The sequence below is a fragment of the Streptosporangium vulgare genome (genome assembly GCF_042428775.1).
Lineage (GTDB): Bacteria > Actinomycetota > Actinomycetes > Streptosporangiales > Streptosporangiaceae > Streptosporangium > Streptosporangium vulgare.
In genome coordinates this window covers 72,082-92,490 of the sequence record NZ_JBHMBS010000031.1, presented here as the reverse complement: position 1 = coordinate 92,490, position 20,409 = coordinate 72,082, and the positions used below count along the sequence as shown (strand labels likewise).

Annotated in this window: 43 protein-coding genes; 39 read left to right on the top strand and 4 right to left on the bottom strand. The window is 66.7% G+C overall.

The features are described from left to right. Positions 1 to 183 precede the first annotated feature (183 nt). Both ACFFRH_RS38070 and ACFFRH_RS38065 read right to left on the bottom strand, forming a co-directional pair. Positions 184 to 1,587, bottom strand: a complete 1,404-nt coding sequence (locus tag ACFFRH_RS38070) for a tyrosine-type recombinase/integrase (protein WP_344747764.1) — start codon at positions 1,585 to 1,587, stop codon at positions 184 to 186. Positions 1,588 to 1,596: 9 nt separating this feature from the next. Further along, on the bottom strand, positions 1,597 to 1,968 hold the full coding sequence (locus ACFFRH_RS38065) for a hypothetical protein (RefSeq protein WP_344747763.1): 372 nt from the start codon (positions 1,966 to 1,968) through the stop codon (positions 1,597 to 1,599). 791 nt (positions 1,969 to 2,759) lie between these two features. Here ACFFRH_RS38065 and ACFFRH_RS38060 point away from each other — a divergent pair. The 16 genes from ACFFRH_RS38060 (at position 2,760) to ACFFRH_RS37985 (ending at position 9,883) form a co-directional block, all read left to right on the top strand. Then, on the top strand, positions 2,760 to 3,197 hold the full coding sequence (locus ACFFRH_RS38060; RefSeq protein ID WP_386162364.1) for a helix-turn-helix domain-containing protein: 438 nt from the start codon (positions 2,760 to 2,762) through the stop codon (positions 3,195 to 3,197). Next, positions 3,194 to 3,328, top strand: a complete 135-nt coding sequence (locus ACFFRH_RS38055; RefSeq protein ID WP_344747760.1) for a hypothetical protein — start codon at positions 3,194 to 3,196, stop codon at positions 3,326 to 3,328. Before ACFFRH_RS38060 ends, ACFFRH_RS38055 begins: the two co-directional genes overlap by 4 nt. A 90-nt stretch (positions 3,329 to 3,418) precedes the next feature. Further along, positions 3,419 to 3,808, top strand: a complete 390-nt coding sequence (locus ACFFRH_RS38050; protein WP_344747759.1) for a hypothetical protein — start codon at positions 3,419 to 3,421, stop codon at positions 3,806 to 3,808. Between the two features lie 11 nt (positions 3,809 to 3,819). Then, positions 3,820 to 4,104, top strand: coding sequence for a hypothetical protein (locus tag ACFFRH_RS38045; protein ID WP_386162362.1), 285 nt, complete (start codon positions 3,820 to 3,822; stop codon positions 4,102 to 4,104). Further along, complete coding sequence (locus tag ACFFRH_RS38040; protein ID WP_344747757.1) at positions 4,101 to 4,517, top strand: hypothetical protein; 417 nt, start codon at positions 4,101 to 4,103, stop codon at positions 4,515 to 4,517. The genes ACFFRH_RS38045 and ACFFRH_RS38040 overlap by 4 nt, the downstream gene beginning before the upstream one ends. Next, entirely contained in the window at positions 4,514 to 5,008 is a 495-nt protein-coding gene (locus ACFFRH_RS38035) for a hypothetical protein (RefSeq protein WP_344747756.1), read from the top strand. The genes ACFFRH_RS38040 and ACFFRH_RS38035 overlap by 4 nt, the downstream gene beginning before the upstream one ends. Beyond that, positions 5,005 to 5,202: a BldC family transcriptional regulator gene (locus ACFFRH_RS38030; RefSeq protein ID WP_386162359.1), complete on the top strand. Its 198-nt coding sequence runs from the start codon at positions 5,005 to 5,007 to the stop codon at positions 5,200 to 5,202. The genes ACFFRH_RS38035 and ACFFRH_RS38030 overlap by 4 nt, the downstream gene beginning before the upstream one ends. Beyond that, complete coding sequence (locus ACFFRH_RS38025; protein ID WP_344747770.1) at positions 5,202 to 5,615, top strand: helix-turn-helix domain-containing protein; 414 nt, start codon at positions 5,202 to 5,204, stop codon at positions 5,613 to 5,615. The genes ACFFRH_RS38030 and ACFFRH_RS38025 overlap by 1 nt, the downstream gene beginning before the upstream one ends. Beyond that, positions 5,615 to 5,782: a hypothetical protein gene (locus ACFFRH_RS38020; protein WP_344747755.1), complete on the top strand. Its 168-nt coding sequence runs from the start codon at positions 5,615 to 5,617 to the stop codon at positions 5,780 to 5,782. The genes ACFFRH_RS38025 and ACFFRH_RS38020 overlap by 1 nt, the downstream gene beginning before the upstream one ends. Next, positions 5,782 to 6,714: a YqaJ viral recombinase family nuclease gene (locus ACFFRH_RS38015; protein WP_344747754.1), complete on the top strand. Its 933-nt coding sequence runs from the start codon at positions 5,782 to 5,784 to the stop codon at positions 6,712 to 6,714. The genes ACFFRH_RS38020 and ACFFRH_RS38015 overlap by 1 nt, the downstream gene beginning before the upstream one ends. Further along, complete coding sequence (gene bet, locus ACFFRH_RS38010; protein ID WP_344747753.1) at positions 6,711 to 7,670, top strand: phage recombination protein Bet; 960 nt, start codon at positions 6,711 to 6,713, stop codon at positions 7,668 to 7,670. The genes ACFFRH_RS38015 and bet overlap by 4 nt, the downstream gene beginning before the upstream one ends. Next, positions 7,667 to 8,098 (top strand): hypothetical protein, encoded by a 432-nt coding sequence (locus ACFFRH_RS38005; RefSeq protein ID WP_344747752.1) that lies wholly within the window; start codon positions 7,667 to 7,669, stop codon positions 8,096 to 8,098. The genes bet and ACFFRH_RS38005 overlap by 4 nt, the downstream gene beginning before the upstream one ends. An 89-nt stretch (positions 8,099 to 8,187) precedes the next feature. After that, a complete protein-coding gene (locus ACFFRH_RS38000; protein WP_386162355.1) occupies positions 8,188 to 8,631 on the top strand; it encodes an HNH endonuclease signature motif containing protein in 444 nt (147 codons plus the stop codon). 433 nt (positions 8,632 to 9,064) lie between these two features. Beyond that, on the top strand, positions 9,065 to 9,310 hold the full coding sequence (locus ACFFRH_RS37995; RefSeq protein ID WP_344747750.1) for a hypothetical protein: 246 nt from the start codon (positions 9,065 to 9,067) through the stop codon (positions 9,308 to 9,310). Beyond that, the gene (locus ACFFRH_RS37990; RefSeq protein WP_344747749.1) at positions 9,310 to 9,438 is read left to right on the top strand and encodes a hypothetical protein; all 129 of its coding nucleotides are present in this window, start codon (positions 9,310 to 9,312) and stop codon (positions 9,436 to 9,438) included. The genes ACFFRH_RS37995 and ACFFRH_RS37990 overlap by 1 nt, the downstream gene beginning before the upstream one ends. A gap of 10 nt (positions 9,439 to 9,448) precedes the next feature. Continuing rightward, positions 9,449 to 9,883: a hypothetical protein gene (locus ACFFRH_RS37985; protein ID WP_344747748.1), complete on the top strand. Its 435-nt coding sequence runs from the start codon at positions 9,449 to 9,451 to the stop codon at positions 9,881 to 9,883. Positions 9,884 to 9,990: 107 nt separating this feature from the next. On the opposite strand, the gene ACFFRH_RS37980 is transcribed toward ACFFRH_RS37985, so the two are convergent. After that, positions 9,991 to 10,284, bottom strand: coding sequence for a helix-turn-helix domain-containing protein (locus ACFFRH_RS37980; RefSeq protein ID WP_386162353.1), 294 nt, complete (start codon positions 10,282 to 10,284; stop codon positions 9,991 to 9,993). Positions 10,285 to 10,455: 171 nt separating this feature from the next. Between ACFFRH_RS37980 and ACFFRH_RS37975 the strand changes: the two genes are divergently transcribed. The 23 genes from ACFFRH_RS37975 to ACFFRH_RS37865 all read left to right on the top strand — a co-directional run bounded on the left by ACFFRH_RS37975 (position 10,456) and on the right by ACFFRH_RS37865 (position 20,088). Then, a complete protein-coding gene (locus ACFFRH_RS37975) occupies positions 10,456 to 10,698 on the top strand; it encodes a helix-turn-helix transcriptional regulator (RefSeq protein ID WP_344747746.1) in 243 nt (80 codons plus the stop codon). Then, positions 10,695 to 11,687 (top strand): DUF4326 domain-containing protein, encoded by a 993-nt coding sequence (locus tag ACFFRH_RS37970; protein WP_344747745.1) that lies wholly within the window; start codon positions 10,695 to 10,697, stop codon positions 11,685 to 11,687. The genes ACFFRH_RS37975 and ACFFRH_RS37970 overlap by 4 nt, the downstream gene beginning before the upstream one ends. Then, entirely contained in the window at positions 11,680 to 11,907 is a 228-nt protein-coding gene (locus tag ACFFRH_RS37965) for a hypothetical protein (protein ID WP_344747744.1), read from the top strand. The genes ACFFRH_RS37970 and ACFFRH_RS37965 overlap by 8 nt, the downstream gene beginning before the upstream one ends. Continuing rightward, positions 11,904 to 12,674, top strand: coding sequence for a DUF8758 domain-containing protein (locus ACFFRH_RS37960; RefSeq protein ID WP_344747743.1), 771 nt, complete (start codon positions 11,904 to 11,906; stop codon positions 12,672 to 12,674). Before ACFFRH_RS37965 ends, ACFFRH_RS37960 begins: the two co-directional genes overlap by 4 nt. A gap of 86 nt (positions 12,675 to 12,760) precedes the next feature. Next, positions 12,761 to 13,087, top strand: coding sequence for a hypothetical protein (locus tag ACFFRH_RS37955; RefSeq protein WP_344747742.1), 327 nt, complete (start codon positions 12,761 to 12,763; stop codon positions 13,085 to 13,087). Beyond that, on the top strand, positions 13,084 to 13,353 hold the full coding sequence (locus tag ACFFRH_RS37950) for a helix-turn-helix domain-containing protein (protein ID WP_344747741.1): 270 nt from the start codon (positions 13,084 to 13,086) through the stop codon (positions 13,351 to 13,353). The genes ACFFRH_RS37955 and ACFFRH_RS37950 overlap by 4 nt, the downstream gene beginning before the upstream one ends. Positions 13,354 to 13,463: 110 nt before the next feature. Then, positions 13,464 to 13,973 carry a hypothetical protein gene (locus tag ACFFRH_RS37945; protein ID WP_344747740.1) on the top strand — a complete coding sequence of 170 codons (510 nt, stop codon included), beginning with the start codon at positions 13,464 to 13,466 and terminating at the stop codon, positions 13,971 to 13,973. Continuing rightward, positions 13,970 to 14,152, top strand: a complete 183-nt coding sequence (locus ACFFRH_RS37940; RefSeq protein ID WP_344747739.1) for a hypothetical protein — start codon at positions 13,970 to 13,972, stop codon at positions 14,150 to 14,152. The genes ACFFRH_RS37945 and ACFFRH_RS37940 overlap by 4 nt, the downstream gene beginning before the upstream one ends. After that, on the top strand, positions 14,149 to 14,559 hold the full coding sequence (locus ACFFRH_RS37935; RefSeq protein WP_344747738.1) for a hypothetical protein: 411 nt from the start codon (positions 14,149 to 14,151) through the stop codon (positions 14,557 to 14,559). Before ACFFRH_RS37940 ends, ACFFRH_RS37935 begins: the two co-directional genes overlap by 4 nt. Beyond that, a complete protein-coding gene (locus ACFFRH_RS37930; RefSeq protein ID WP_344747737.1) occupies positions 14,556 to 14,804 on the top strand; it encodes a hypothetical protein in 249 nt (82 codons plus the stop codon). Before ACFFRH_RS37935 ends, ACFFRH_RS37930 begins: the two co-directional genes overlap by 4 nt. Beyond that, positions 14,804 to 14,998: a hypothetical protein gene (locus ACFFRH_RS37925; protein ID WP_344747736.1), complete on the top strand. Its 195-nt coding sequence runs from the start codon at positions 14,804 to 14,806 to the stop codon at positions 14,996 to 14,998. Before ACFFRH_RS37930 ends, ACFFRH_RS37925 begins: the two co-directional genes overlap by 1 nt. Continuing rightward, positions 14,995 to 15,234 carry a hypothetical protein gene (locus ACFFRH_RS37920; protein WP_344747735.1) on the top strand — a complete coding sequence of 80 codons (240 nt, stop codon included), beginning with the start codon at positions 14,995 to 14,997 and terminating at the stop codon, positions 15,232 to 15,234. The genes ACFFRH_RS37925 and ACFFRH_RS37920 overlap by 4 nt, the downstream gene beginning before the upstream one ends. Continuing rightward, positions 15,227 to 15,550, top strand: coding sequence for a hypothetical protein (locus tag ACFFRH_RS37915; RefSeq protein ID WP_344747734.1), 324 nt, complete (start codon positions 15,227 to 15,229; stop codon positions 15,548 to 15,550). The genes ACFFRH_RS37920 and ACFFRH_RS37915 overlap by 8 nt, the downstream gene beginning before the upstream one ends. Next, positions 15,543 to 16,214 (top strand): hypothetical protein, encoded by a 672-nt coding sequence (locus ACFFRH_RS37910; protein WP_344747733.1) that lies wholly within the window; start codon positions 15,543 to 15,545, stop codon positions 16,212 to 16,214. Before ACFFRH_RS37915 ends, ACFFRH_RS37910 begins: the two co-directional genes overlap by 8 nt. Further along, a complete protein-coding gene (locus tag ACFFRH_RS37905; RefSeq protein ID WP_344747732.1) occupies positions 16,211 to 16,582 on the top strand; it encodes a hypothetical protein in 372 nt (123 codons plus the stop codon). The genes ACFFRH_RS37910 and ACFFRH_RS37905 overlap by 4 nt, the downstream gene beginning before the upstream one ends. Then, on the top strand, positions 16,579 to 16,752 hold the full coding sequence (locus ACFFRH_RS37900) for a hypothetical protein (protein ID WP_344747731.1): 174 nt from the start codon (positions 16,579 to 16,581) through the stop codon (positions 16,750 to 16,752). The genes ACFFRH_RS37905 and ACFFRH_RS37900 overlap by 4 nt, the downstream gene beginning before the upstream one ends. Beyond that, positions 16,746 to 17,171 carry a helix-turn-helix transcriptional regulator gene (locus tag ACFFRH_RS37895; RefSeq protein ID WP_344747730.1) on the top strand — a complete coding sequence of 142 codons (426 nt, stop codon included), beginning with the start codon at positions 16,746 to 16,748 and terminating at the stop codon, positions 17,169 to 17,171. Before ACFFRH_RS37900 ends, ACFFRH_RS37895 begins: the two co-directional genes overlap by 7 nt. Positions 17,172 to 17,246: 75 nt before the next feature. Further along, positions 17,247 to 17,564 (top strand): hypothetical protein, encoded by a 318-nt coding sequence (locus tag ACFFRH_RS37890; RefSeq protein ID WP_344747729.1) that lies wholly within the window; start codon positions 17,247 to 17,249, stop codon positions 17,562 to 17,564. A 199-nt stretch (positions 17,565 to 17,763) separates the two neighbouring features. After that, positions 17,764 to 18,084: a WhiB family transcriptional regulator gene (locus ACFFRH_RS37885; protein WP_344747728.1), complete on the top strand. Its 321-nt coding sequence runs from the start codon at positions 17,764 to 17,766 to the stop codon at positions 18,082 to 18,084. Then, positions 18,081 to 18,860 carry a hypothetical protein gene (locus ACFFRH_RS37880; protein ID WP_344747727.1) on the top strand — a complete coding sequence of 260 codons (780 nt, stop codon included), beginning with the start codon at positions 18,081 to 18,083 and terminating at the stop codon, positions 18,858 to 18,860. Before ACFFRH_RS37885 ends, ACFFRH_RS37880 begins: the two co-directional genes overlap by 4 nt. Continuing rightward, the gene (locus tag ACFFRH_RS37875) at positions 18,857 to 19,081 is read left to right on the top strand and encodes a helix-turn-helix domain-containing protein (RefSeq protein ID WP_344747726.1); all 225 of its coding nucleotides are present in this window, start codon (positions 18,857 to 18,859) and stop codon (positions 19,079 to 19,081) included. Before ACFFRH_RS37880 ends, ACFFRH_RS37875 begins: the two co-directional genes overlap by 4 nt. Before the next feature lie 213 nt (positions 19,082 to 19,294). Beyond that, positions 19,295 to 19,624, top strand: coding sequence for a hypothetical protein (locus ACFFRH_RS37870; RefSeq protein WP_344747724.1), 330 nt, complete (start codon positions 19,295 to 19,297; stop codon positions 19,622 to 19,624). Then, entirely contained in the window at positions 19,621 to 20,088 is a 468-nt protein-coding gene (locus tag ACFFRH_RS37865; RefSeq protein WP_344747722.1) for a hypothetical protein, read from the top strand. Before ACFFRH_RS37870 ends, ACFFRH_RS37865 begins: the two co-directional genes overlap by 4 nt. 26 nt (positions 20,089 to 20,114) lie before the next feature. On the opposite strand, the gene ACFFRH_RS37860 is transcribed toward ACFFRH_RS37865, so the two are convergent. Beyond that, positions 20,115 to 20,387, bottom strand: a complete 273-nt coding sequence (locus ACFFRH_RS37860) for a hypothetical protein (protein ID WP_344747721.1) — start codon at positions 20,385 to 20,387, stop codon at positions 20,115 to 20,117. Positions 20,388 to 20,409: the final 22 nt, after the last annotated feature.

Genomic DNA, 20,409 nt, shown 5'->3' with positions numbered 1-20,409 from the left:
CTAGCCCAACTATGATCAACCATCGTTCGGACCACCTCCTTTCGGCGTGCCTGTACGTTATGAAATTCCGCGCCTCCAGGGCAAATGAATTTTCCCGCCCACCGTGACCCGGTGATCCAGCCAGGCCGCCACCAGGCCCGACGTGGAGCCGATGGAACCAAGATGGAACCACCATGTAAACGATCATGCTTTCTTCGCCTCGGCGGACGACCCCTGAACCAGGGTCAGCACCCGCTCCGCACCGTCGTCGAGAACCGCCGGCCGGACATGCGTGTACAGATCTTGAGTGATCCGCGTCCGCGTGTGTCCCAGCTGAGCCGAGACGACCTTGATATCCAAGCCCGCCTCCAAGCCGAGCGTCGCCGCGGTGTGCCGCGCCTCGTGCAGCTTGATGACCGGCAAGCCCACTTCCCGCGCGAGCCGCTTGAACCCCTCTGTAACCCGCTCTGGCGACAGAGGGCGCCCGTTGTCCCGGGCGAACACCAAGCCGTGGTCCTCGTAGCCCTCAGGGGCTGCCAGCCGAGCCCGCCGGTATTCGGCGTACCGGGCCGCCAGCAGCAGCCTGGTTTCCGTGTCGAACGACACCGTGCGCCGACCCGCCCGGGTCTTCGGGGTGTCGATGATGATGCGGTCACCGAGCTGCAGAATCGTCTGTTCGATCTGAGCATGCCCGGTCTCCAGATCGAGGTCACTCCACCGCAGCCCGCACGCCTCGCCTCGGCGTAGACCACGCAGCAGGGCGAGGCGGTACAGCAGGCCGAGCGGGTCATGGGCGGACGCGGTGAGGAACTGCATCACCTGCTCGGGAGACCACACCCGCGCGGGGTCTCGCTCGGCCGGCGGAAGCTCGACACCGAGACACGGGTTGAACTCGATCAAGCGCCGTCGGACACCCCAGTTGTAGGCGCTGCTCAGGGTCTGCAGGATGTGATGCTGGGTTCGCAGTCCGACGACCTTGTGCCGCTGGCGGAGGTCTCCGGGGAGGTGCGGCGGGCGGCCTTCGGCTTTGGCCGTGGTGATCTCAGCGTTCCACTCTTCGATGGTGTCGAACAGGCCGTCGATGTGGGTGGCTCGCAGCAGACTGCGGGGAATCACGCCAACCTGCGGCAGCAAGTAGTGATCTAGGTGTTGGCGCCAGCTTCGCCGGGAGGACTCCTTCTTGGCGCGTTTGCCGGCATACCAGTCTTCTAGGAGTTCACCCACGGTGCCCTCGGAGGCAGCGAGGTCTATGCCCATGCGGAGCTTGCGGCGGATGGTCTCGACGTCGGGGAAGTCCTGGCCATGCTTGGACTCGAAGATGAGATCGCCGATCCGCTGGCGCATCCGCTCGTCGTCTCTGGCGAGTTTCAGCAGGTCGGCGACATGATCAAAGGCTTGCTGTGCGGCGACTTTGGTGTCGTAGCCGAACCGGCGGAGCTGGCGGTTGGGTTGCGTTGTGGTGTCGATGCGGGTGCGCCACCCGTGGGTGCCGTGCTTGCGTTTCGTCAGGTCAGGGCAGTTGGAGTTGAGGGGTTTCCCGGTTTTTGGATCTTTGCATCCGCACCGTTTCGTGTAGGACGCTTTTAGGACGCTTTGGCCGTTGGCCATAGGGCGCTCCTAGTGGTTGATGTGGGGGGCCATCAATGTCGAATGAGCTGCGAGTTCATCCGCGAGGGTGTACGGCATTAAAGATCTGTGGACATAAACATCGGTTTGGTGCGGTCCGATATCTAGGCATGTCATCTCGTTGCCTGGAATGTCGCGTTCCAGGAAGTACCGCACGAGGTGCGTCTGCCCAGGTTGCAGCAAGGAGGCCAGGCGAGGGATGGCCTGACCTCCTTTGCGTTCGAGCTCGCGTAGGACGTCGGGGTCAACCTGGAGATCCCGGTTGACCATGAAGAGGAATCGGCCGCCTCTGAAGAAGCTGCCGACGTGACCGTTGATGAGACGGCTGGGGTCAGCAAGGCGGATGGTGAGGTGCGCAGACATTAGGACACCATTGGCCTCTCTGTGCGTCTTGATAACCGAGAGGCCGATTCTGACTGTTTTAGTTGAAGTTTTGTTGTCCGAAACCCGCAACGATCACGTAGGTAAGCGGATTGTATCCGGGCCGTTACATTTAGGTTCACTCCATATGTCGGGCCAAATCCTCAGCCATGCGGACAAAACGATCCCGGGCCTCTGCGCTGAGCCCAGGAGGGACGGTTACGGCCACCCACGAACGATCGCCGGCGGCAACCTCGGCCACATCAACCCCCAGCCATTGGACTGCGGACAACTCTGCGAGTCGCTGCGTAGGGACACCCATCCCGGCAGCGAGCGCTCGTAGTCTCCACACTTCAGGGGCCCGAGCCATGCGCCCGTGTACGAGCGAGTCGATCCAGCTGTAGATCAAGGTTCGATCGCTTTGTGGGTCGCGGCACTTCTCGGCGAGTTCGCGCAAGCTCAGCCCGGTATCGGCGAGGTGTTGCTTGACGAGCTGACTGAGAGGGTTGCTGCCGGGAGTCCTACCACTCTGCGGCGGCGTCATTGCGTTCGATCTTCTCCTCTCTTGACTGGCTGTCTGATTGATCGGACAACATCGCCCAGTCAAGTTGTACGGCATGGGAGCCGAGACAACTAGATGGCGCCAGTAAATCAGCACGACCGGGTAAGAGTCTCGGTCTCTCGTGTGTCAATTCCGGTTGGCTCTGGACAAGTCCTGACGCGACTCGATAGTGTCCGAATATTCGAACAACAGGCGTCACTGGAGATCACCCCCTATGCCAGCTCGACCTCAGATGCATCCCCGCGATTGCGAACGACTGAGCGAACTCATGGGGGAGGCCGGACTTGACACGGTCCGTCTCGCACAGAAGGTCGGTGTCAGTAAACAGTTCATCGCGATGCTCCTCCAAGGCAAGCGGGGCTGTAAGTGCTCCACTGCCGAAGCCATCGCGGAGGCCGTCGGCCGGCCTACGGCTGAGCTTTTCGGCGACCAGTTGTCCGAATATTCAGACAATGAAACGGAGGCAGATGTGACCGTCATCACTGAGGAGGACCCGTACCTCCTCTTCCAGGAAGTCTGCGAGCTCACCCGAACCCCTCCCGGCACTATGCGGAACCTCCGCACCGCCGGCGAAGGCCCGCCCTTCTTCAAGCAGGGCCGCTGGCTGAAGTGCCGCAAGTCCAAGGCGCTCGCCTGGATGCGGGAGCAGGAAGAGAAGGCGAACACGTGAGCGCCCCGTTGAGTCCTCGCGAGATGCAGGAGCACGGCGCCGCGTACCTGGTCATCGGTTTGTTCGCCCGCGCTGAGGAGCTTCGCCGCCTCGACCGTGAGGCCGACCGCGAGCCCACCCCTACCGCCTGACCTTGTGCGGGCCCGGCCGATGGCACGACCGGGACCCGCTGAATCCCCGCTCAGAGATCAACCAGAGATCAACTAGAGGAGCAGGAAGACATGACCAGTATCACCCAGGAGAAGTCGGCCGCGATGACCGTGGTCGAGGAGTTGCGTGACCTCGCCCTGAAGGTGAAGGGCATGCCGATCCCGGCGGGCGAGCGGGCGCAGGTGTTCGCGGTGCTCGCCGAGACGGTGGAGGCGCTGGCCGCGACCGCGAACGACGCCGGAAGCGCCGTGTACGAGGAGACGCCGGCCGGGGGCACGCTCGGCACGCCGGACGGGTGGCTGCCGCCCGCCGGAAGGGCGCAGACCAGCCTGGACGAGGCGGGCCGGTGCCTGGTGTGGGCGCGGGACGCGTTCAACGACGCGGTCGCGGCGGTTGAGGACATGGCGCAGGAGGCCCGCAGCGAGCAGGCGGATGACACGCTGAACGGCGGCCACCCTTGAGCGCCCCGGCCGTGGAACGGCCCACCCCGACCGTGTCCCCCGTCGGCGCCGTCCTGGCCGCCGCCGCGGACCGGGTCGACAGCCTCCCGCACGCGCGGATGGGCCGTGTGGACGTGCACCTGGCGCTGCGTGACGCGTCGCCGTCGTACGAGCTGACGCAGGCCGCCCTCGACCGGCTGGCCGCGCACCTCCACGAGACCGGCGTCGATGACCGGTGGCTGCACCAGTGGACGCCCCGCTGCGGACGGTCCGACGTCGCCGCTTACCTACGTGCCGCTGCCGAGGTGATCGCGTGAGGACCCTGGCCGTAGCTGGAACGATCGTCGAGGCCCGCCCTACAGCGGTTGAGGTGGCTGTGATCCACCTCCCGACCGGGTCGCTGGCCCGCGTCCACCACCCGGCAGGGACGCAGGAGTACGCGCCTGACCTGCCTGACGTCCCCTGGTACGTGGTCGTTCCCGGCGATAACTCCGCGATCGGGTGGGGTTGGAACGTCGGCTGGTACGGATCCCTGACCGGGGTGCGGAACGGGCGTCACCGCCTCGACCGGGCCGCCTGGCACGAGGCCGCGAAAGCGCTCCGCACCGTGTCCATCGTCTACGTGCGCTACGAGGCGCTCACCTACTACGGCAAGCCCCGGTGGACCGCTACAAGCGTCCGGGTTGAGGGCGCCCTCTCCCTTCCTGAGCAGACCGAGGTGAACGCGTGAGTAACCGCGAACTGCCCGCCGTCCAGGCCGCCCTTTGGGCTGGTGCCCTCGCCGTCATCAACGGGTTGCCGAGAGAGACCGGCGGCACGTCCCGCGAAATCGGCGAGTTCACAGAGGACGGCGCCAGGACTACCGCGACGTCCACGTACAAGGTGGCTCAGCCGGACGGCACGTCAAAGGTGTACACCCTGACCCTGGCGGTCGAGCAGTCGGTGGACGAGCACGACGGACGTTGGGGGCCTGGCAGCCAGGCGGACCGGTCCAGGCCCGGTGCGCGGGTCGTCGTGGACGCCCACCTGTACGAGATCGGCAGCGCTAGCGCCGGAGGCTTCCGAGGGTTCAGCGGTCGCCGCTTCGACATTGAGTTCAACGATGGCCGCAAGGTCACTACCCGGAATCTGTGGGATCACGGCGTGATCCCTCCGAAGTGGCGGGATCGCTACCCGGATAACGCCCGGTTCGTGCAGCCCGAGGGCGGTGAGGTGGCGTGAGCGCCGCTGACGACCGCCTGCTGACCCCTGGCGAGGTCGCCGCAACGTTCAGAGTCGACCCTCGCACTGTGACCCGCTGGGCGACCGCAGGGAAGCTGACGTCCATCCGCACCCCTGGCGGGCACCGCCGATTCCGCAGCTCCGAAGTTGCCGCTCTGCTGCGTGGCGACTCCCCGCAGGGGGGTGGCCGCTGATGGGCGCTGTCACTCTTCTCCCTCCCGAGGTCGCCTGGCCTCAGGGAACGACGCACCTGTCCTCCGGTGGGGTCGCCGCCCTCCTTCGGGTCAGTCCGCGCCGGGTGGCTCGCTGGCAGACGCTCGGGCTGATCACCGCGTCCGAGAAGACCAGCGGCGGGCACCGCAGGTTCACCCGCGACGACGTCGAGACGTTCCTGCGGCAAGCAACCCTCGTGTGCAGCCTCCGAGTCCGGGACATCGTGTCGTGCCTGGAGTGGAATCACGGCAAACCGGTTCGGGTGCTGCACGTCGCGACCACCCACAAGGGTGACGTCGCTGTCCGCTGGCAGGACGTCTCCGCCCATGACCCTGCGGTGGCTGTCAGGACGGGCCATAACCGGCTGGTTCGTCGCCTCCACAGGGAGGCGTGATGTGCAGGACATGCGAACCCGGGCCATCCGTTGCGTCCTCGGAGCTGGACACCCCTGCGGGTGACGTCCTGGCCGAGCACGACGCAGAACGAGTGATCCCCGTACGCGGAGGACCCGCCCTCGACCCGCAGACCGAGTTCGAATACACCAGGGAGCGCGAGAGCTGATGAAGACGCCTACCGGGCGCCTGCTTGGCCACTGGGACAGCGGATCCCCGCAGTGGGACGACGCGCGAGCCCAGCGGATCGGCGGATCCCGCATGGCCGCGCTACTCGGGCTGTCTCCGTGGGAATCGCCGTACTCGGTGTGGTGCCACATGGCCGGCGTGGTCGAGAAGGACAAGCAGACCAACGCCCAAGCGCGTGGCCACTACTTGGAAAGCGGAATTGCCGCCTGGTTCGCCGACCACCACCCCGAGTACGAGGTTCGTGAGGCCGGCACGTACGTCCACGCTGAGCGGGACTACCAGCTCGCGAACCCTGACCGGCTCCTGCTCGGCATGCCTGGCCATTTCGACAGGCCAGGCGTGCAGGCCGGGTTGGAGTTGAAGACGGACGCCGACGCCTCCGGCTGGGGGCGTCCGGGAACGGATGAGATCCCGGCGTACTACCGGCCGCAGGTCCAGTGGTACATGGACACCCTCGGGCTGGACGTCTGGTACGTGGTCGTCCTCACCGGCCGGCTGGATTTCCGCGAGTACGTCGTCCACTACGACGCCGAAGACTGCATGTGGATGCGCGACCAGGCTGAGGACTTCCTGTCGTCGCTGTACTGGCGGGAGACGCCGGAGCTGGACCACCACCCGGCCACCTACGCCGCGGTGCGCAAGCTGCACTCGCACATCAAGCGGGACGAGTCGTTCATCGCTGACCTGGACCTGGCCGTCGAGTACATCTCAGCGACCACCGGTCTACGGGAGGCGCAAGAGCGCGAGCAGAAGGCCCGCACACGCCTCCTGGAAGCGATGGGCGCCGCGCACCGCGCCTACTACGACGGGCACCGGCTCGCCCGCCGTCAGGCGAAAGGTGGCGGAACGCCGTTCCTGGTCGCTGAACAAAACCTTCCTGACCTTTCCGATCTTCTAGGGGTCGCAGCATGACCATGGTCGAAAACCTGCCCGCGGCGCAAGGACACGGGGCGCTGGCGATCCAGTCTGCCCAGTCCATGTGGACGCCCGAGCAGCGCGCCGTGCTGGCCAGCATGGGCGTGGACGCCGAGTGCAGCAACGCCGAACTGGCTGGCTTCTTGCACCTGTGCCAGCGGCGCGACCTGGACCCGTTCCTCAAGCAGGTGTACCTGATCGGCCGCTACGACAGGCGGGCCGGCCGCAAGGTGTTCACCCCGCAGACCGGCATCGACGGCTTCCGAGTGATCGCCCGCCGTGCGGCCGACAAGTCAGGCACCGACTACGAGTACGAAGACACCATCTGGTTCGACAAGGACGGCAACCCGCACGAGGTGTGGCTGACCGGCGAACCGCCTGTCGCCGCCAAGGTGGTGGTGATCCGCAACGGCAAGAGGTTCTCCGGAGTCGCCCGCTACGCCGCCTACGTCGACACCGACAAGGACGGCAACCCGAAGAACCAGTGGAAGAGCAGCCCAGACGGCCAGATCGAGAAGTGCGCCGAAGCCAAAGCACTGAGGCGGGCTTTCCCCGAGGACCTGGGCGGCATGTACAGCGACGTCGAGATGGAGCACCTCGACGACGAAGCGCCGCAGGAAACGATCCAGGCACAGACCATCCGCGCCACGGTCGCCGCCAAGAACGGCGACGCCCCGCAGGGCGACGGGCTGGCCACGAAGAAGCAGCGCAACGAGATCGTCCAGCTGCTGTCTGGGAAGGGCATCGACGACCCCGCCAAAGCCCTGACGTACATGTCGATCGTCACGGGCCGGGATGTCACCAGAAGCGACGAACTGACCGGCGCCGAAGCGGCGCAGGTCATGTCTGCGCTGAACCGCGGCGCCCACCTGGACGACCCGAACTTCGCTTCAGAGACGGACAGCAAAGAGACCCCGAGCGGGCCCCAGGACGTTCCTGGCGGTGACCAGTGAGTGGCTTCGAGAAGCAAGAGGCGGGCTTCCAGTTCATCGACGCCGGCGCCGTTCTCACCCCCGCGGAAACTGACCTGTTCCTGAAGCTCCTCAACAACGAGCTCGGCTCCTCTCAGCTGGCCGCGAGGAAAGCGCGGCGGGCTGAGCTGGACGCCTTCAAGACGTACCTGAAGGCCCGCAAGCACCACGAGCTGGACCCCGACTGTCCGGAGGCTGGCCGCGGCGCTGGCCAGGTGACGGAGAAGGCCCGCGAGTTGTGGTTCGAGGCCCGGATCCCGACCGAGTACTGGGCGTGGAAGGACGCGGTTCTGGCTCGTCAGGAGGCGGTGGATTACGCCTGGCAGGTCAAGGCCCAGATCAAGCTGATGCAGTCGATCAACTCCAACGCGAAGGTCGGCTACGAAACGTACCGCGGCGGTGGTCGATGAAGACCCGCGTGCAGTCCTGCTGCAGCAGGGAGACGTTCGCGAACGAGGCTGAGGCTCGTCGGCGTCTGGATCGGATCGTGTCGCTCGGGGTGTCTCGTGTCCTGCCGATGGGTGTGGAGCGGTGCCGCAACGGATGGCACCTGAAGTTCCCGACGAAGGACACCGGCCCCTCGGACAAGCTCCGCGCTCAGGTCGAGGGCCGAGACAAGGTGTGTGTCCGCTGCGGTGTCGCGGTTCCTCGGGATGAGGACTCGATCCACCACCGGATCCCGCGCGGGCGAGGCGGTGAGAACTCGGCCGAGAACCTGCTTCTGTTCTGCGGCTCCGGGACGACCGGCTGTCACGGGTGGACCGAACAGCACCGTACCGCGGCCTACCGGCTCGGCTACCTCGTCCACACCGGCATCGACCCCGCCGACGTCCCTGTAGCGGTGGCCGGCTGGGGGTGGCGCTACCCGACCTCGGACGGCCGGTGGATCACTCCCGAGGAGTACGGCGCCAACCCGGCAGAGCTGGGCGAGGCGGCGTCATGACGGAGACCCCTTGCCCGACATCAGCCGGCACCCCGTGTGGCTGCTGCGACCGCTGTATCGACCTCCAGATCAAGTCTCTGGCTGCTGAGGCGATGCACGGGCCTCCCTCAGACCTCGACCACCACTGACCCCCTCGGTGTCGGCTCTGGGCCCTCGGGGGTGCTTGGAGCCGACACCACCCTCAACCCCCTTTGGAGATCTTCGTGAAAGCCGCTGTTCTCGCCTTCGCTCTCGCTGCGGCGGTGTCCTGCTCACCCTCGCCCGGAGAAGTGACGGGCCGCGTCGCCCCGCCGGATGAGGGGGCTCCGCAGGTGTGGACGTTGCACGTCCACGTCATGAAAGGCAAGCCCTCCCAGGTCGTGGGAGTGAAGGAACGCCAGTACGAGGCGTGCCCTGTCGGGTCCCTGTACCCGGAGTGCGCGGAGGAAGCCCGATGAGCTGGTTTCTCCCGTTCCTCGGCTTCTGTCTCCTGCTCGCCCTCGGCAGCCACGTGTCGGACTGGCTCGAAGACCGCGCCAAGGCCGGACGCAAGGCCATCAAGGACGTCGCCCGGTATGAGGCGCTCGTCGCTGACCTCGAAGCGGACGCCCGTGAGTTCCGCGACATCGACAACTTCGCCGACATCACCGACCGGAAGATCGCCGACTTCCGGAACCCCAAGAAGGAGATCAGCAGCTGATGAGCGATCCCGTTCCGCCGGCCGAGTTCCTGGAGCCCCTCGCGGAGCCCAACGAGGAAGAGGACGACGACGGCCTGTTCGTCCTCCCCGAGCGCCCCGACCCCACCCAAGCCCCGCCGCACCCGTAGGAGACCCCCAGTGACGCACCCATACGACCCGCGAGAAGAACTCGACGACCGAGACCTCGACCCGCCCGCCGAGGAGTCGGAGCCGCTCGATCTCAAGGTGCTCGCCGAGCGCGCCGACGGCCTGTCCGCTCTCGACCTGGGGCGGCTGAGCGACGACGCCATAACGCTGCGGGAGTTCCTCGACTTCGACGTGCCCGAGATGTTGGAGCGGCTCCGCGTGGTCGAGAAGGAGCTCGCCCGGTGGAAGGCGATGCCCGTTGAGCACCGGTACGTCGTCGTCACCGATGACCTCCCTGACCCTGAGCACCCGCTGACCGAGGAGGTCAGCGAGGCGGCAGCGCTCAACGAGGCGCGGTCATGGAAGGGCGGCCGAGCAATGAGCCGGACCGTGCACCTCGGGCCATGGCAGGACCTCACCGAGCTCGCCACCGCCCCGCCGTTCTGATCCCTCTCCCGGCCTCGCCCTCTCAACGAGGGCGGGGCCGGGGGCGGCTGCTGTACGGGAGCCAGCAGACCAACCAACCACCACGCAACGAGAGGAGGAGACAGGTGTCAGTCAGGGATGCGGCGGCGAACTTCGGCGATCAGGTCGTCAGTGTCGATCTCAGCGAGGTTGACCGGAGCCTGGGTGATCTTCGCTTCTTCCTCGCTGAGGAATCCGGCGTACTTGAACGCCTCGATGGGGGGGCGGCCGTAAGCGCGGGCGAAGGTGGCGGCGCTGTCTGGCCGTGGGCTCTTTTCGCGCCATCGGGCGATGCTCGATTGGCCGATGCCGGTCTTGTCGGCGATGGCCTGTTGGGTCGCCGAGCCGGTGATGCGCTGCACGTAGTCCCACCAGTCGTTCACGCGGGCCACTTTATGCGCGACTGGGTTACCCGTCCATGCATGTCAGGGCATTGCTGTCCGGTTTTCGGGGTGACATCACCGTTGCGGTCAATGCACTCGTGCATTATGGTGAAGCTGCAAGCGCATTACCCGCCCTTGCATATAGGTCTTGACCAGCAGAAAGGAGCCCCAGTGAGCGCCCCGCTCCGAATCCGTCACGCCAAACTCGCCAAATACCGCGAGCAGACCGGACTCACCACAGAGCAGCGCCTCGCCGACGCCATGGGAGTGAACCAGGGGACCGTCAACCGGATCCTCCGTGGCCACAAGATCCCGAGCGCCAAGTTCATCTGCGCTCTGGTCCGCGCCTTCGATGGCGCCACCTTCGACGAACTATGGGAGATCACCATCAACACCAAGCAGGCCGCCAAGTGAACCTGGTTGCCCTGAGCGAGGTCGTCTACGACGAGACGATCTACCCCCGCGCCGAGTGGTCGCAGGCCACGGTGAACCGGTACGCCGAAGCGCTGAACGCTGGCGATGAGTTTCCGGCAATCGTGCTGGAGACGGACACGAACCGGCTGCTGGACGGCATGCACCGCTGGCAGGCGCACAAGCAGGCTCTCAAGGAAGAAATCCGCGTCGTCTGGCAGGAGGTCCCGGAGGGCGTTCCGGCGAAGCTGTTCGCCGCAAGCCTGGCGACCAAACACGGTGACCGAATCACGGGCGAGGAACTCAAGACGATCGCCCGCGAGATCGCCGAGTCCAACCCGGACTACGACCTCAAGACGATCGCCAAATACACCTCCGTGACCCGGCAGACCATCAGCAAATGGGTCGGGGACATCGTTGAGCATCGGCGTGCAGTGCGACAGGTGGCGGCCCTGCTCCTGACCCGGGCTGGCTGGTCACAGCGTCAGGTTGCCGATCATCTGGGCATAAACCAGAGCACGGTGATGCGTGATGTTAACGACGACATCTTGCATCACCTGACTGAGGATCTCCTCCGCGAGGCAGCCGAAATCATGCCCGCTGGGGTAGACGTCGATGCGATCGTCGAGGAGATCCGTCAAGAGCGCATCTTCGCTTCGTGGTCGGACGATGAGCGCGAACTCCTGAAGTGGCTTCGAGACGGCGAGACCGTTGTCGTCACTCTGCGCGGAGCCCACAACAGCCTCATCGAGTGGGCCGACGCCGCAGGCCTCTACATGCGAATCGACCGCAAGACCCCATGGGGTAACCCCTTCGAGACGCCCGCAGATGGCGACCGCGACACGGTCATCCGCAACTACGCCGAGCACTACCTCCCGCACAAGCCTTCCCTCCTGTCGCGCCTCCCCGAGTTGCGCGGCAAGGCCCTCGGCTGCTGGTGCGCCCCTCTCGCCTGCCATGGCGACGTCCTCAAGGAGAAGACCAGTGATTGAGATTGACGACCCGACCGTAACCATGAGCAACGCCGACCTCGTGCTGCTCGTGGAGTCCTATCGCAACCTGACTGACTGCCTGCTGGAGCACACCGTTCCCCACGAGGGGACGGATACAGCGGTCGCGGATTACAGGAACGCCACGGAACCCGACCGCCCTGCGGCCGTGATCCTCGACGGTATCTACGAGGCGTGGCGACGCGAGATCGGCCAGCAGTGATCACCATCGACGACTTCGTGATGCTCGGCAAGACCGTGCCCGAGCCCAACAGCGACGGCAGAGTCTTCGTCTGCTCGGCAGGCGTCAGCGAAACGATGCGCTCCCTGATCCGCATCTACCCGCTGGCGCGGTACGGGGCTCCTGCCCGCTGGTCGATCAATCAGGTGGCTCTGGAGGTCAACCCCAAGGACTCCCGCAAGGAGTCGTTCAGGCTGGCAGGCGACAGAACGCCGGAAGCGCATGAGCAGATCAACAACACGTTCCGCGACCTCGGCAAGGTGCCGCAGGGCAAGCGGGCAGCCCTGCTGAAGCGACACACGGTCGGCAGCATCAAAGAAGCCAACGACAAGAAGATCAGTCTCGCGATCATCAACCCCGATGTTCTAGACCTGACTTTCGAGTTCAACCCCGAGTCGCCCGACTCCCCGCAGCAGGCGCTCTTCGATATGGGGGCCCGCCCCGAGGCGGGAGCTAAGCGGTTCGCCTACATCCCCCGACTGCGGTTCAAGGACGAAGACGGCCAGCACCACCTCATGCTGCGTGACTGGGGCTGCTTCGAGTACATGCGCAAGCACGGCGACGACAAGCGGAGCGACCTCGCCGGTGGGCTGCATCTGCACAACTCGCGCTCCCTGCTGATCGGCAACTTCAACCGGCACCGCAACTCATGGCTCGTCATCTCGGTGCTAGGCGGCCTACGGCAACCGGCATCGCTCTTCGACGAGATCCCCGAGAACTCCGATCATCTGGCCGCCGCTCTCGCCTGACTGCCCCCGCCGCCCCGTCTTCCCGCCTGGAAACAGGCGGGGCCTTCCCCTTCCCGCTTCCCCCTTCCTCCTGAACGGAGACCGCAATGTCTGAGACCACCGGTGTTGAGCGGGAACCGCTCCACACCACCATCCCCGCCGCAGTCGAGCAGGTGACCCGCTGGCTGGTCGCTGGCCCGGACGGGCCGCTCGCGGTCCGCGACACCCAGCCCGACGCGTTCCGGCTGTGTGAGGACGCCGAGCGCGCCCAGTCCGACAACCCCGACGACGTCGAGTTCTTCTGGTACCCCGCCGACGAAACCGACCCCACCAGCCCGGAAGAGCTGTACGTGAGCACCAGCGGGCCGAGTGACGCGGAGGACACGCAGTACACGGTGACGCCGCTCGTCATCCGCATCGGCGGCGCCCAGTGAGCGACTTCGAGGTTCCGGCTGGCGTCACCGAGTTCGTGCGAGAGCACCTCGTTGGCGTCACCGAAATCGCCGAACAGGTTGGGGTCACCAAGCAGGCCGTCTCCCAGTGGATGCAGCGGTACCCCGAGTTCGAAGCGCTGATCGTTGTCCCCCGCTACCCGCTGTTCTGGTGGCCGCAGGTCCAGGCGCTCCTGAAGGAGCTGGGTCTGCCGAACTTGAAGGCGTCGGCATCGCAGAAGACCCGCCGCGGCAGGGCTGGCCGATGACCATCCCACCCACGCCCAGCTAGCAGACGGTCCCGGATCTCCCCGCTGTCGACGAGGAGATCCGGGACCGCCCACCAATCCAACCAGACACCCGAACCATGGAGATGCACGTGAAGTCCCGCAGCAACGACCAGCTCGTCCACCCCACCCCCGCTGTGACGTTCGCAACCGACGCCGCCGCTCAGTCTGTGACCGCCCCCATCAAGGAGCGCTACGAGCAGGCCGCCTCGTTCGCGTACGCCGAGTGGGCGCAAGCCGACCGGTGTGACGTCGACATGAACGGCTGGCAGCAGGAGATCGCCGAGGCGAAGAAGCGCATCGCTGAGGAGACGCAGCGGATCGCTGAGCGGGAGCAGTGGATTCAGCGCCGCACCCTGGACCGCCAGCAGCACATCACGCACGCCCAGCAGGCCGTGGACGTCGCGAACCCGAACGCTGAACTGCTGGGAGTCGCCGGGATCGAGGTGCCTCGCGTGGTGCGCCCTCTTCCGTCGCTGGACCTGATCGCCCAGCCGATCACGGACCCGGCGCCGACAGGGGTGCAGGCAGCGGACCCTCTGGAGCGATTCAACGCCTTCCACACCGAGTACACGGCGGTCAACCCGGAGCCCGAGCTGTGAACGTGTTCCTCGCCGTCCTGGCTACCCCGCTGAGGCTGCTGCTGCCCAACACCGGGAGCCGCACCCGCCGCCGTAAGCCCGCCCCCGTGGCGCCCGCTCAGGCCGCGCCGGCGCCTGTCTCCGACGACACCGCCCCCCTCGCCCTCACACGCAACCCGTACCCGCAGGAGAAGCAGTGACCACCGAAACCCCCGCCCAGGCCGTGAACTACCACATGGCGAAGCTGGACAAGATCGTCGAAGCGCTCCGCGTCTGGCAGGAGCAGCCCGACGACGAGACCCCCAACACCGCGCCCGCTGACCCGTACGCGAACGCCGACGCCCTGGAGGACATCCTCCTGGAGCACGGCCTGCAGATCCTGCCGACCGCCTCCGGAGAAGCGGTCTACCGGGTGCTGGTCGACGGCCAGCCCGCCCCGTACGTCGGACAGACCCGCCCCGCTGGGCCGGTGGACGCCAACGACGCCGCCGAGATGTTCCTCGCTGAGGCGTCCAAGGCCGAGTCGGTAGACCGGACCCGGCAGATCACGATCCGACCGGCGACGGACGACGAGATGGTTCGCCACGCCATCGGCGGTGACCTGTGAACACCGAGACGCCCGAGCAGATCCGCGCCGACGAGCGGGCTCGCTGCGTCGCCGAGCTCCGCACCTACTCGGAGGAGCTCATGTCCGCATCTGTTAGCCAGGTGTCCGCTGGCAAGGACATGGGGTTCGGGGGGATCCGTTTCGCCGCGTCCATGGGCCGCGCTGCACAGTTGCTGGAGTCCGGAGAGATCCCCTCGCTTCTCGCTGCTCTGTCTGTCTCCTCTGGAGAGGCGGAGGGCGTCTGATGGCAATCGCCTGGCTGATCGTTCTGCTCGCCATCTGGTGGCTTCTCACCTCGTGGGCTCTTACTGCTCTGACGAGCGTCCTGCACCACCAGTGGTGGGCTGCCATCCCGGAGATGAGCTTCGGCACCGCCTTGCTGGTGACGCTGCTCCTCAACGCTGTTCTGAGCCCGCTCGGGCGAGGAGGCTCCAAGTGAAGAGCGTCTTCCTCGCCATGGTCCTCCTGCTCGCCATCACCGGCTGCGGGACCGTCGCCCCCGCTGAGCCGCTGCCGGTCAGCGACACGGTCGAGATCATCCGCTTCGGCGATGCCTTCCTCGACGTCGCCACCGCCTGCGACGGGCACGGCCACCGCATCTACCAGACCGCCAGCAGCACCGAGGCGCCGGTTGTTATCGATGACGCGTCATGCCCGGGAGGCTCCAATGGCTGACCTCTACCCCCGTACGTGGCCGCAGCGCCTCGCGGACGGAGCCCCCTTCCTCGGCGGCGCTGTCCTCGCAGTGGGCGAAGCGTCGCGGACTGACACGCTGTGGATCTCCCTCCTGATTACCGGCGTCGGATTCGGCCTGATCGGCTTCGGGTTGGAGCGCATCGCTCGCTACCGGCGCCAGCGCGACACCTACAGGCGCGCTCTGGTGGCCCTGACGCAGCGCTGCGGTGAGGACCAGACCCGCCCCTACTTCGTGCCGTACGTGCCCGCCGACGTCCTCGCAGAGGTCTTTCCCGAGGAGGAGCGTCGTGGCTGAGCCCATGCCCGCGTCCGCCGAGCCGATCAATCCAGGCGATCACGACCCGGACCTGATCCGCGCCGTCGGCGACAAGCTCAACGAGCACTGGCCGCACCTTCTCAACGACGGCGTCCAGTACCGCGTCGCGGTGGACGCCCTCGACGGCGCCGTCCAGTACCAAGACGAGCAGGCCGAGGCCCTCGCCAACCAGGTGATGGTCGGGCAGATGGGGCCGAGCCCGGAAGGCGGCTGGGGCTTCACCGCTCACGTCCCGAACGAGATCACCGGAGCACTGGTCGGCTGGGCACGCAACATGCTCGGCGATGCCCCGAACTACGTGGAGCAGTCCTTCACCTTCACCGACCGGGAGGTGGGGGAGCGGTTCACCATCACGGTGCAGCGCGTTGGCAACCTCACCCCGCACGATGCCCGGCGGCAGGCTGAGGCCGAGGTGGAGCGCCTCACCTCCGAGCGCGACCGCTACCGCGTGGCCCTGGAGTCCGCAGCCCTGTCCGTCGAGCACGACCGCGACTCCCGCAACTGCCGCGACCGCACCGCCCACCAGGAGCGGGTCAGCCCCTGCCAGCACACCGCCGGGTTCGACGACCACGACGAGGACTGCCCCGCGTGTGACATCCAGGCTGCTCTCCGCCCCTCCACCACAGAGGAGGGGGAGGCGTGAGGCAACTGACCCGCCGCAACGTCGTAGGCGTCGGAGTCGGCATCGCCGGAGTCGTCGCCGTGTGGGTCGTCGCGGTCTACGCCGGCCAGATCCTCGCCCTGGTGCTCGCTTTCGCGTTGGGGCTGGGCGTGGGGCTTTTCATCGGCCTGGAAATCGTGGACGGGCAAACCAGCCGGGAACTCGCTGGCGCGCAGCGTGACCTCGCCCTGGAGCGGGAGCGCGTCACCGTCCTGGAGACCACGAACGCCACCCTGATCGGCAAGGTCGCCGAGCACAAGCAGGCCGCTCGCATCGCCATGGAGACCGCGGCGAACAACCTGGACCGTGCTCTCTCCGCTGAGGCTCACCTGTCCGGCGGCGCCCAGTGAACGCCCTGTTCCCGCATCTCGTCCTCTTCGCCCTGGCGGGCAGCTCTGTCTTCGCTGCCCGCCAGTCCGGCCCTGACCCGCTCGGAGACGCCCTCTCCCGCGAGCTCCACAAAGTCGACGAGCTGGAGCCCACCATCACCTGCACACCAGAGGAGGAGACGACGTGCTGACCCTCACCATCCTTGACCGGCTCCGCCACCTCCGCGAAGACCGAGACCTCTTCCAAGAGCACGTCGCCGACCACCTCGGCGTCACCAACCAAGCCGTATCGCTGTGGGAACGACACACCAGGTCGCCGAGCATTCAGCACGCCGCCGCCTACGCCCGCCTGGTCAACCACCGCTTGGTCGCCCGCCGCGGCAACACCATCGTCGACGTCCTCACGATCCTGCCTAACCTCGGCAGGTTCCGGAAACTCCATGGTGTCACCCAGGCCGCACTCGATCAGCGAACCCGCGCGACGCGCGCTTGTTTCGTTGAGGCCCGCTGCCAGAGCACAGGCATCCGGTTGATCACCTTGCAGGGGTATCTGGCTGGCCTCGGCTACGAGCTCGTTCTCATCCCCGCCGACGTCGCGGAGGTGGCGTGATGCTCCGCCCTTACTGCTGCGCCCTTGCGGAGTTCGAGGGCCACCCCTGTACCGGACCACACACGGAGGAGACCGATGCCTGAGACCACGCTGACGCTCCCCGAGCGCGCTGTGAGCGTCGCTGAGATCGTCGCTAGGGAGTTCGCCTCCCACGAGGCTCACACCCGGCACCGGTTCGCTCAGGACCTCGTGGAGATGATCCTGGGACTGCGCTCCAGCTTCACCGCTCCAGACGACAAGAAGTGCGTCGACCTCATCGAGTCGATGGCCCGGATCACGCTCGCACTGGCCGGGCTGAAACCTGAACAGGTCGGGATGACTCCGGACGACCCCGGATGCTCCCGGACGTCTCCGGATGCTGCCGGATCCTCCCGGACGGAGACGGCGCGATGACCGCAGACCGCCCGACCGTGGCGCCCGGCAAAGCCCAACTGTCGAGGTGCCAGACGTGCGGCAAATGGTGTTACGAGACCCGCCGCATCGCGAAGCAAGCCGGTCGCACCATCCACCCCGGCTTCCGGATGCGGGTCTACCGGTGCGGCGATTACTGGCACCTCACGAGGGCTGCCCGCTGGACTCAAGGAGACACCCGATGACGGCGAAAGCAGGAGTCGCCCGCGGCGCCCGCCGGACTCCGCACCACGACGTGGAGTGGAAGAAGGACGGAGCTTGCCGAGATGACGACTTCTTCACGTTCTTCGGCCCCGAGGGGGAACGGCCGGCGGCCCGGCAGGTGCGGGAAGACGTGGCCAAGGAGATCTGTGGCCTGTGCCCGGTCCGGAGTCGTTGTCTTGCTTACGCCCTTGAGCACAACGAGGCCACGGGCGTTTGGGGGGCGATGGGGGAGGATGAGCGCAAAGAAGAGCGGCGCCGGCGGCAGCGCAGGGCCTTGCGGGCTTCGGAGGCGTCATGACGCGCGCTGCGACCCGCCGCGCCTACATGAAGCATCGCGCCCTGATGCGCGAGCGGGGGTTGTGGAATCCCCGCACTGATGCTGAACCGGTGCGCGCTCACGTTGTCCAGCTCCGCGAGGCTGGTCTCAGCTTGGCGGTCATCGCGGAACTGGCGGACGTCACCATCAGGTCTGTCGTCTACCTGATGTACGGGGAACCGTCCGCAGGTAAAGCGCCATCAAGCACGGTGCCTACGGAGAAAGCCCGCAAATTGCTGGCGGTCAAGCCGACGTTGGACCGGATGCGTGACACGGTCGCGGTGGACGCCTCCGGCACGAAGCGACGCATTCAGGCTCTGGCCGCGTTGGGGTGGTCCGCTCGGGCGTTGGCGTTGCGCTGCGGGAGGTCTCAGAACGAGTTCACGCGCATCCTCAACCAGGACCGTCGTGTCCTCGCGTCAACTGCTCGTCTTGTCCGTGACCTGTATGACGAGTTGTGGGATCAGCCGGCGCCGACCAGTTCCCTAGGAGAGCGGATCTCTGCGTCCCGGGCTTTGACGATGGCTGCACGTAACGGTTGGCCGCGCCCACAAGAGTGGGACGACGACCTGATTGATCTCACTGACGCCGAGTTGAAGGCCGAACTTCGCCGCCAGGCGGAGGCGATGAGCGACGCGGAGTTACACCGGTGCCGCAGAGCTCGGCAGGAGCAGGGCGATCTTTCCCCGCTGGTTGTCGAAGCGGTCCGGGAGTACAGGCGGCGCAGAGCCCGGAAACGCAGGCAGGTGAAGGTATGAGTGCTGCGCATCCGCTGATTGCTCAGCTCGCTGCCCGCCGCCGCGAACTGGGCCTATCCCAAGAGCGGCTCGCTGCCCGCATCTACGTGGGTTCCCGCACGGTCTCGTGGTGGGAGACCGGCCGGTCCTGGCCACCTGTGGACCGGATCGAGTCCTACGCGAAAGCCGTGGGGATGCGCCTGGCTCTGCTCCCTGCGGATGCGCGGGTGGACAACGAATGAATCCGCAATGTTTCACGCCGATGTTTCACGGTGCTGTGAGCTGCACAAACGGCGCCCAATGCGGCTCTGGCCTGTGGAAAGGAATCCCACACCGTGCGGCTGGTTCGGGCGAGAGCCTGCGTCGTGTCCGCAGTTCAGTTACCCCGTCCTGACCCCCTGGGGTGGGCTTCAACGCCCACCCCACCCACCCCGAACGCGAAAGGAGGTGAGTCCGTGACCGACGACCGCACTGCCCTTCTCCTCATCGGCATGGAAGTGATGGTGCCGATGTCGATCGCTGAGATCGCCGACTGGCCGGAGGAAGACCGGCACGCCGCGGCAGCCGCCGCCGTTGACGTGATCAGTTCCGGCGCCGACCAGATCGCCGAGCACAACCCCCGCAAGCGGGAACTCCCGCGAGGACGTGTCACCGCCACCATCGCCCGGAGTCTCGCCGTGCTGGCGTATCAGCCCGGTGGTGTGACGTGGGCGGGCGGCCACTGGTGTACCGCCCCGCATGAGGGGTGCCCGCGGCGCCGAGCAGCAACGGAGGCAACCGCGTGATCTTCCGGATCCTCGGCACTGGCGCGCGAGCCCTCAAGCACGAGGACGCCGGGCCTTTGTACGGCGCGCTCGCCGACACCCAGCACGACGTGACGCAGCTCGGCGGGCGGATGCTGGTCGTCCAGGGCGCCTGCTACCCGAAGAAGCGCGCCGACGGCAGCCGCCCGGCCGAGTCCGCGGACTGGCTGATGCACCTCTGGTGTGAAGCGAACGGCGTCCCCGACGAGCCGCACCCCGCGGACTGGGCGAACTGCACCCCGCTATGCCCAGACAAGCCGCACCGCAAGACGCGATACGACGGCACCGAGTACTGCCCGCTTGCCGGCCACTGGCGCAACCAGGACATGGCCGACCTCGGAGCGCACCTGTGCATCGCCGCACCTGTCGGACGGTCTACCGGCACCTACGACTGCATGAGGCGAGCGAAGGCCGCGGGGATCCCCGTCTGGCCGGTGACCAAATGATCACCGGGGGTGGAGGGGTGAGCGGCTCAGTCAGAAGCAGAAGAGCCGGGCGCGGTCTGCTTCGGCCGGCCCTTGGCCCGCTGCTCTGGCGGCGCCTCGATGCCCGCGGCGCGAGCGACTTGCCGAACTCGTTCCCGGCTGTAGCCGCTGAGTTCGACGACTTCCATGACGGGCTTACCTGCCCTGAGAACTTCGGCCACGGCGGCACGTACCCGAGCACGAGCGGCGGCCCGCTTGCCCGTGGGGGCGCGTTTGAGCGCCTTCACGGCAAGGTCCAGCTCTTTCTCGGCCTCGGTCATGTGGCCAATTCTCGCACATCAG

Excerpts from the sequence above, each read along its gene's own strand:
- ACFFRH_RS37890 (WP_344747729.1), top strand. The coding sequence starts at position 17,247 with ATGCCTGAGACCACGCTGACGCTCCCCGAGCGCGCTGTGAGCGTCGCT.
- ACFFRH_RS37885 (WP_344747728.1), top strand. The coding sequence starts at position 17,764 with ATGACGGCGAAAGCAGGAGTCGCCCGCGGCGCCCGCCGGACTCCGCAC.
- bet (WP_344747753.1), top strand. The coding sequence starts at position 6,711 with ATGACCATGGTCGAAAACCTGCCCGCGGCGCAAGGACACGGGGCGCTG.
- ACFFRH_RS38015 (WP_344747754.1), top strand. The coding sequence starts at position 5,782 with ATGAAGACGCCTACCGGGCGCCTGCTTGGCCACTGGGACAGCGGATCC.
- ACFFRH_RS37875 (WP_344747726.1), top strand. The coding sequence starts at position 18,857 with ATGAGTGCTGCGCATCCGCTGATTGCTCAGCTCGCTGCCCGCCGCCGC.
- ACFFRH_RS37915 (WP_344747734.1), top strand. The coding sequence starts at position 15,227 with ATGGCTGACCTCTACCCCCGTACGTGGCCGCAGCGCCTCGCGGACGGA.
- ACFFRH_RS38070 (WP_344747764.1), bottom strand. The coding sequence starts at position 1,587 with ATGGCCAACGGCCAAAGCGTCCTAAAAGCGTCCTACACGAAACGGTGC.
- ACFFRH_RS38025 (WP_344747770.1), top strand. The coding sequence starts at position 5,202 with ATGGGCGCTGTCACTCTTCTCCCTCCCGAGGTCGCCTGGCCTCAGGGA.
- ACFFRH_RS37995 (WP_344747750.1), top strand. The coding sequence starts at position 9,065 with ATGAGCTGGTTTCTCCCGTTCCTCGGCTTCTGTCTCCTGCTCGCCCTC.
- ACFFRH_RS38050 (WP_344747759.1), top strand. The coding sequence starts at position 3,419 with ATGACCAGTATCACCCAGGAGAAGTCGGCCGCGATGACCGTGGTCGAG.
- ACFFRH_RS38020 (WP_344747755.1), top strand. The coding sequence starts at position 5,615 with ATGTGCAGGACATGCGAACCCGGGCCATCCGTTGCGTCCTCGGAGCTG.
- ACFFRH_RS37880 (WP_344747727.1), top strand. The coding sequence starts at position 18,081 with ATGACGCGCGCTGCGACCCGCCGCGCCTACATGAAGCATCGCGCCCTG.
- ACFFRH_RS37860 (WP_344747721.1), bottom strand. The coding sequence starts at position 20,387 with ATGACCGAGGCCGAGAAAGAGCTGGACCTTGCCGTGAAGGCGCTCAAA.
- ACFFRH_RS38065 (WP_344747763.1), bottom strand. The coding sequence starts at position 1,968 with ATGTCTGCGCACCTCACCATCCGCCTTGCTGACCCCAGCCGTCTCATC.
- ACFFRH_RS37990 (WP_344747749.1), top strand. The coding sequence starts at position 9,310 with ATGAGCGATCCCGTTCCGCCGGCCGAGTTCCTGGAGCCCCTCGCGGAG.
- ACFFRH_RS38060 (WP_386162364.1), top strand. The coding sequence starts at position 2,760 with ATGCATCCCCGCGATTGCGAACGACTGAGCGAACTCATGGGGGAGGCC.
- ACFFRH_RS37925 (WP_344747736.1), top strand. The coding sequence starts at position 14,804 with ATGGCAATCGCCTGGCTGATCGTTCTGCTCGCCATCTGGTGGCTTCTC.
- ACFFRH_RS37955 (WP_344747742.1), top strand. The coding sequence starts at position 12,761 with ATGTCTGAGACCACCGGTGTTGAGCGGGAACCGCTCCACACCACCATC.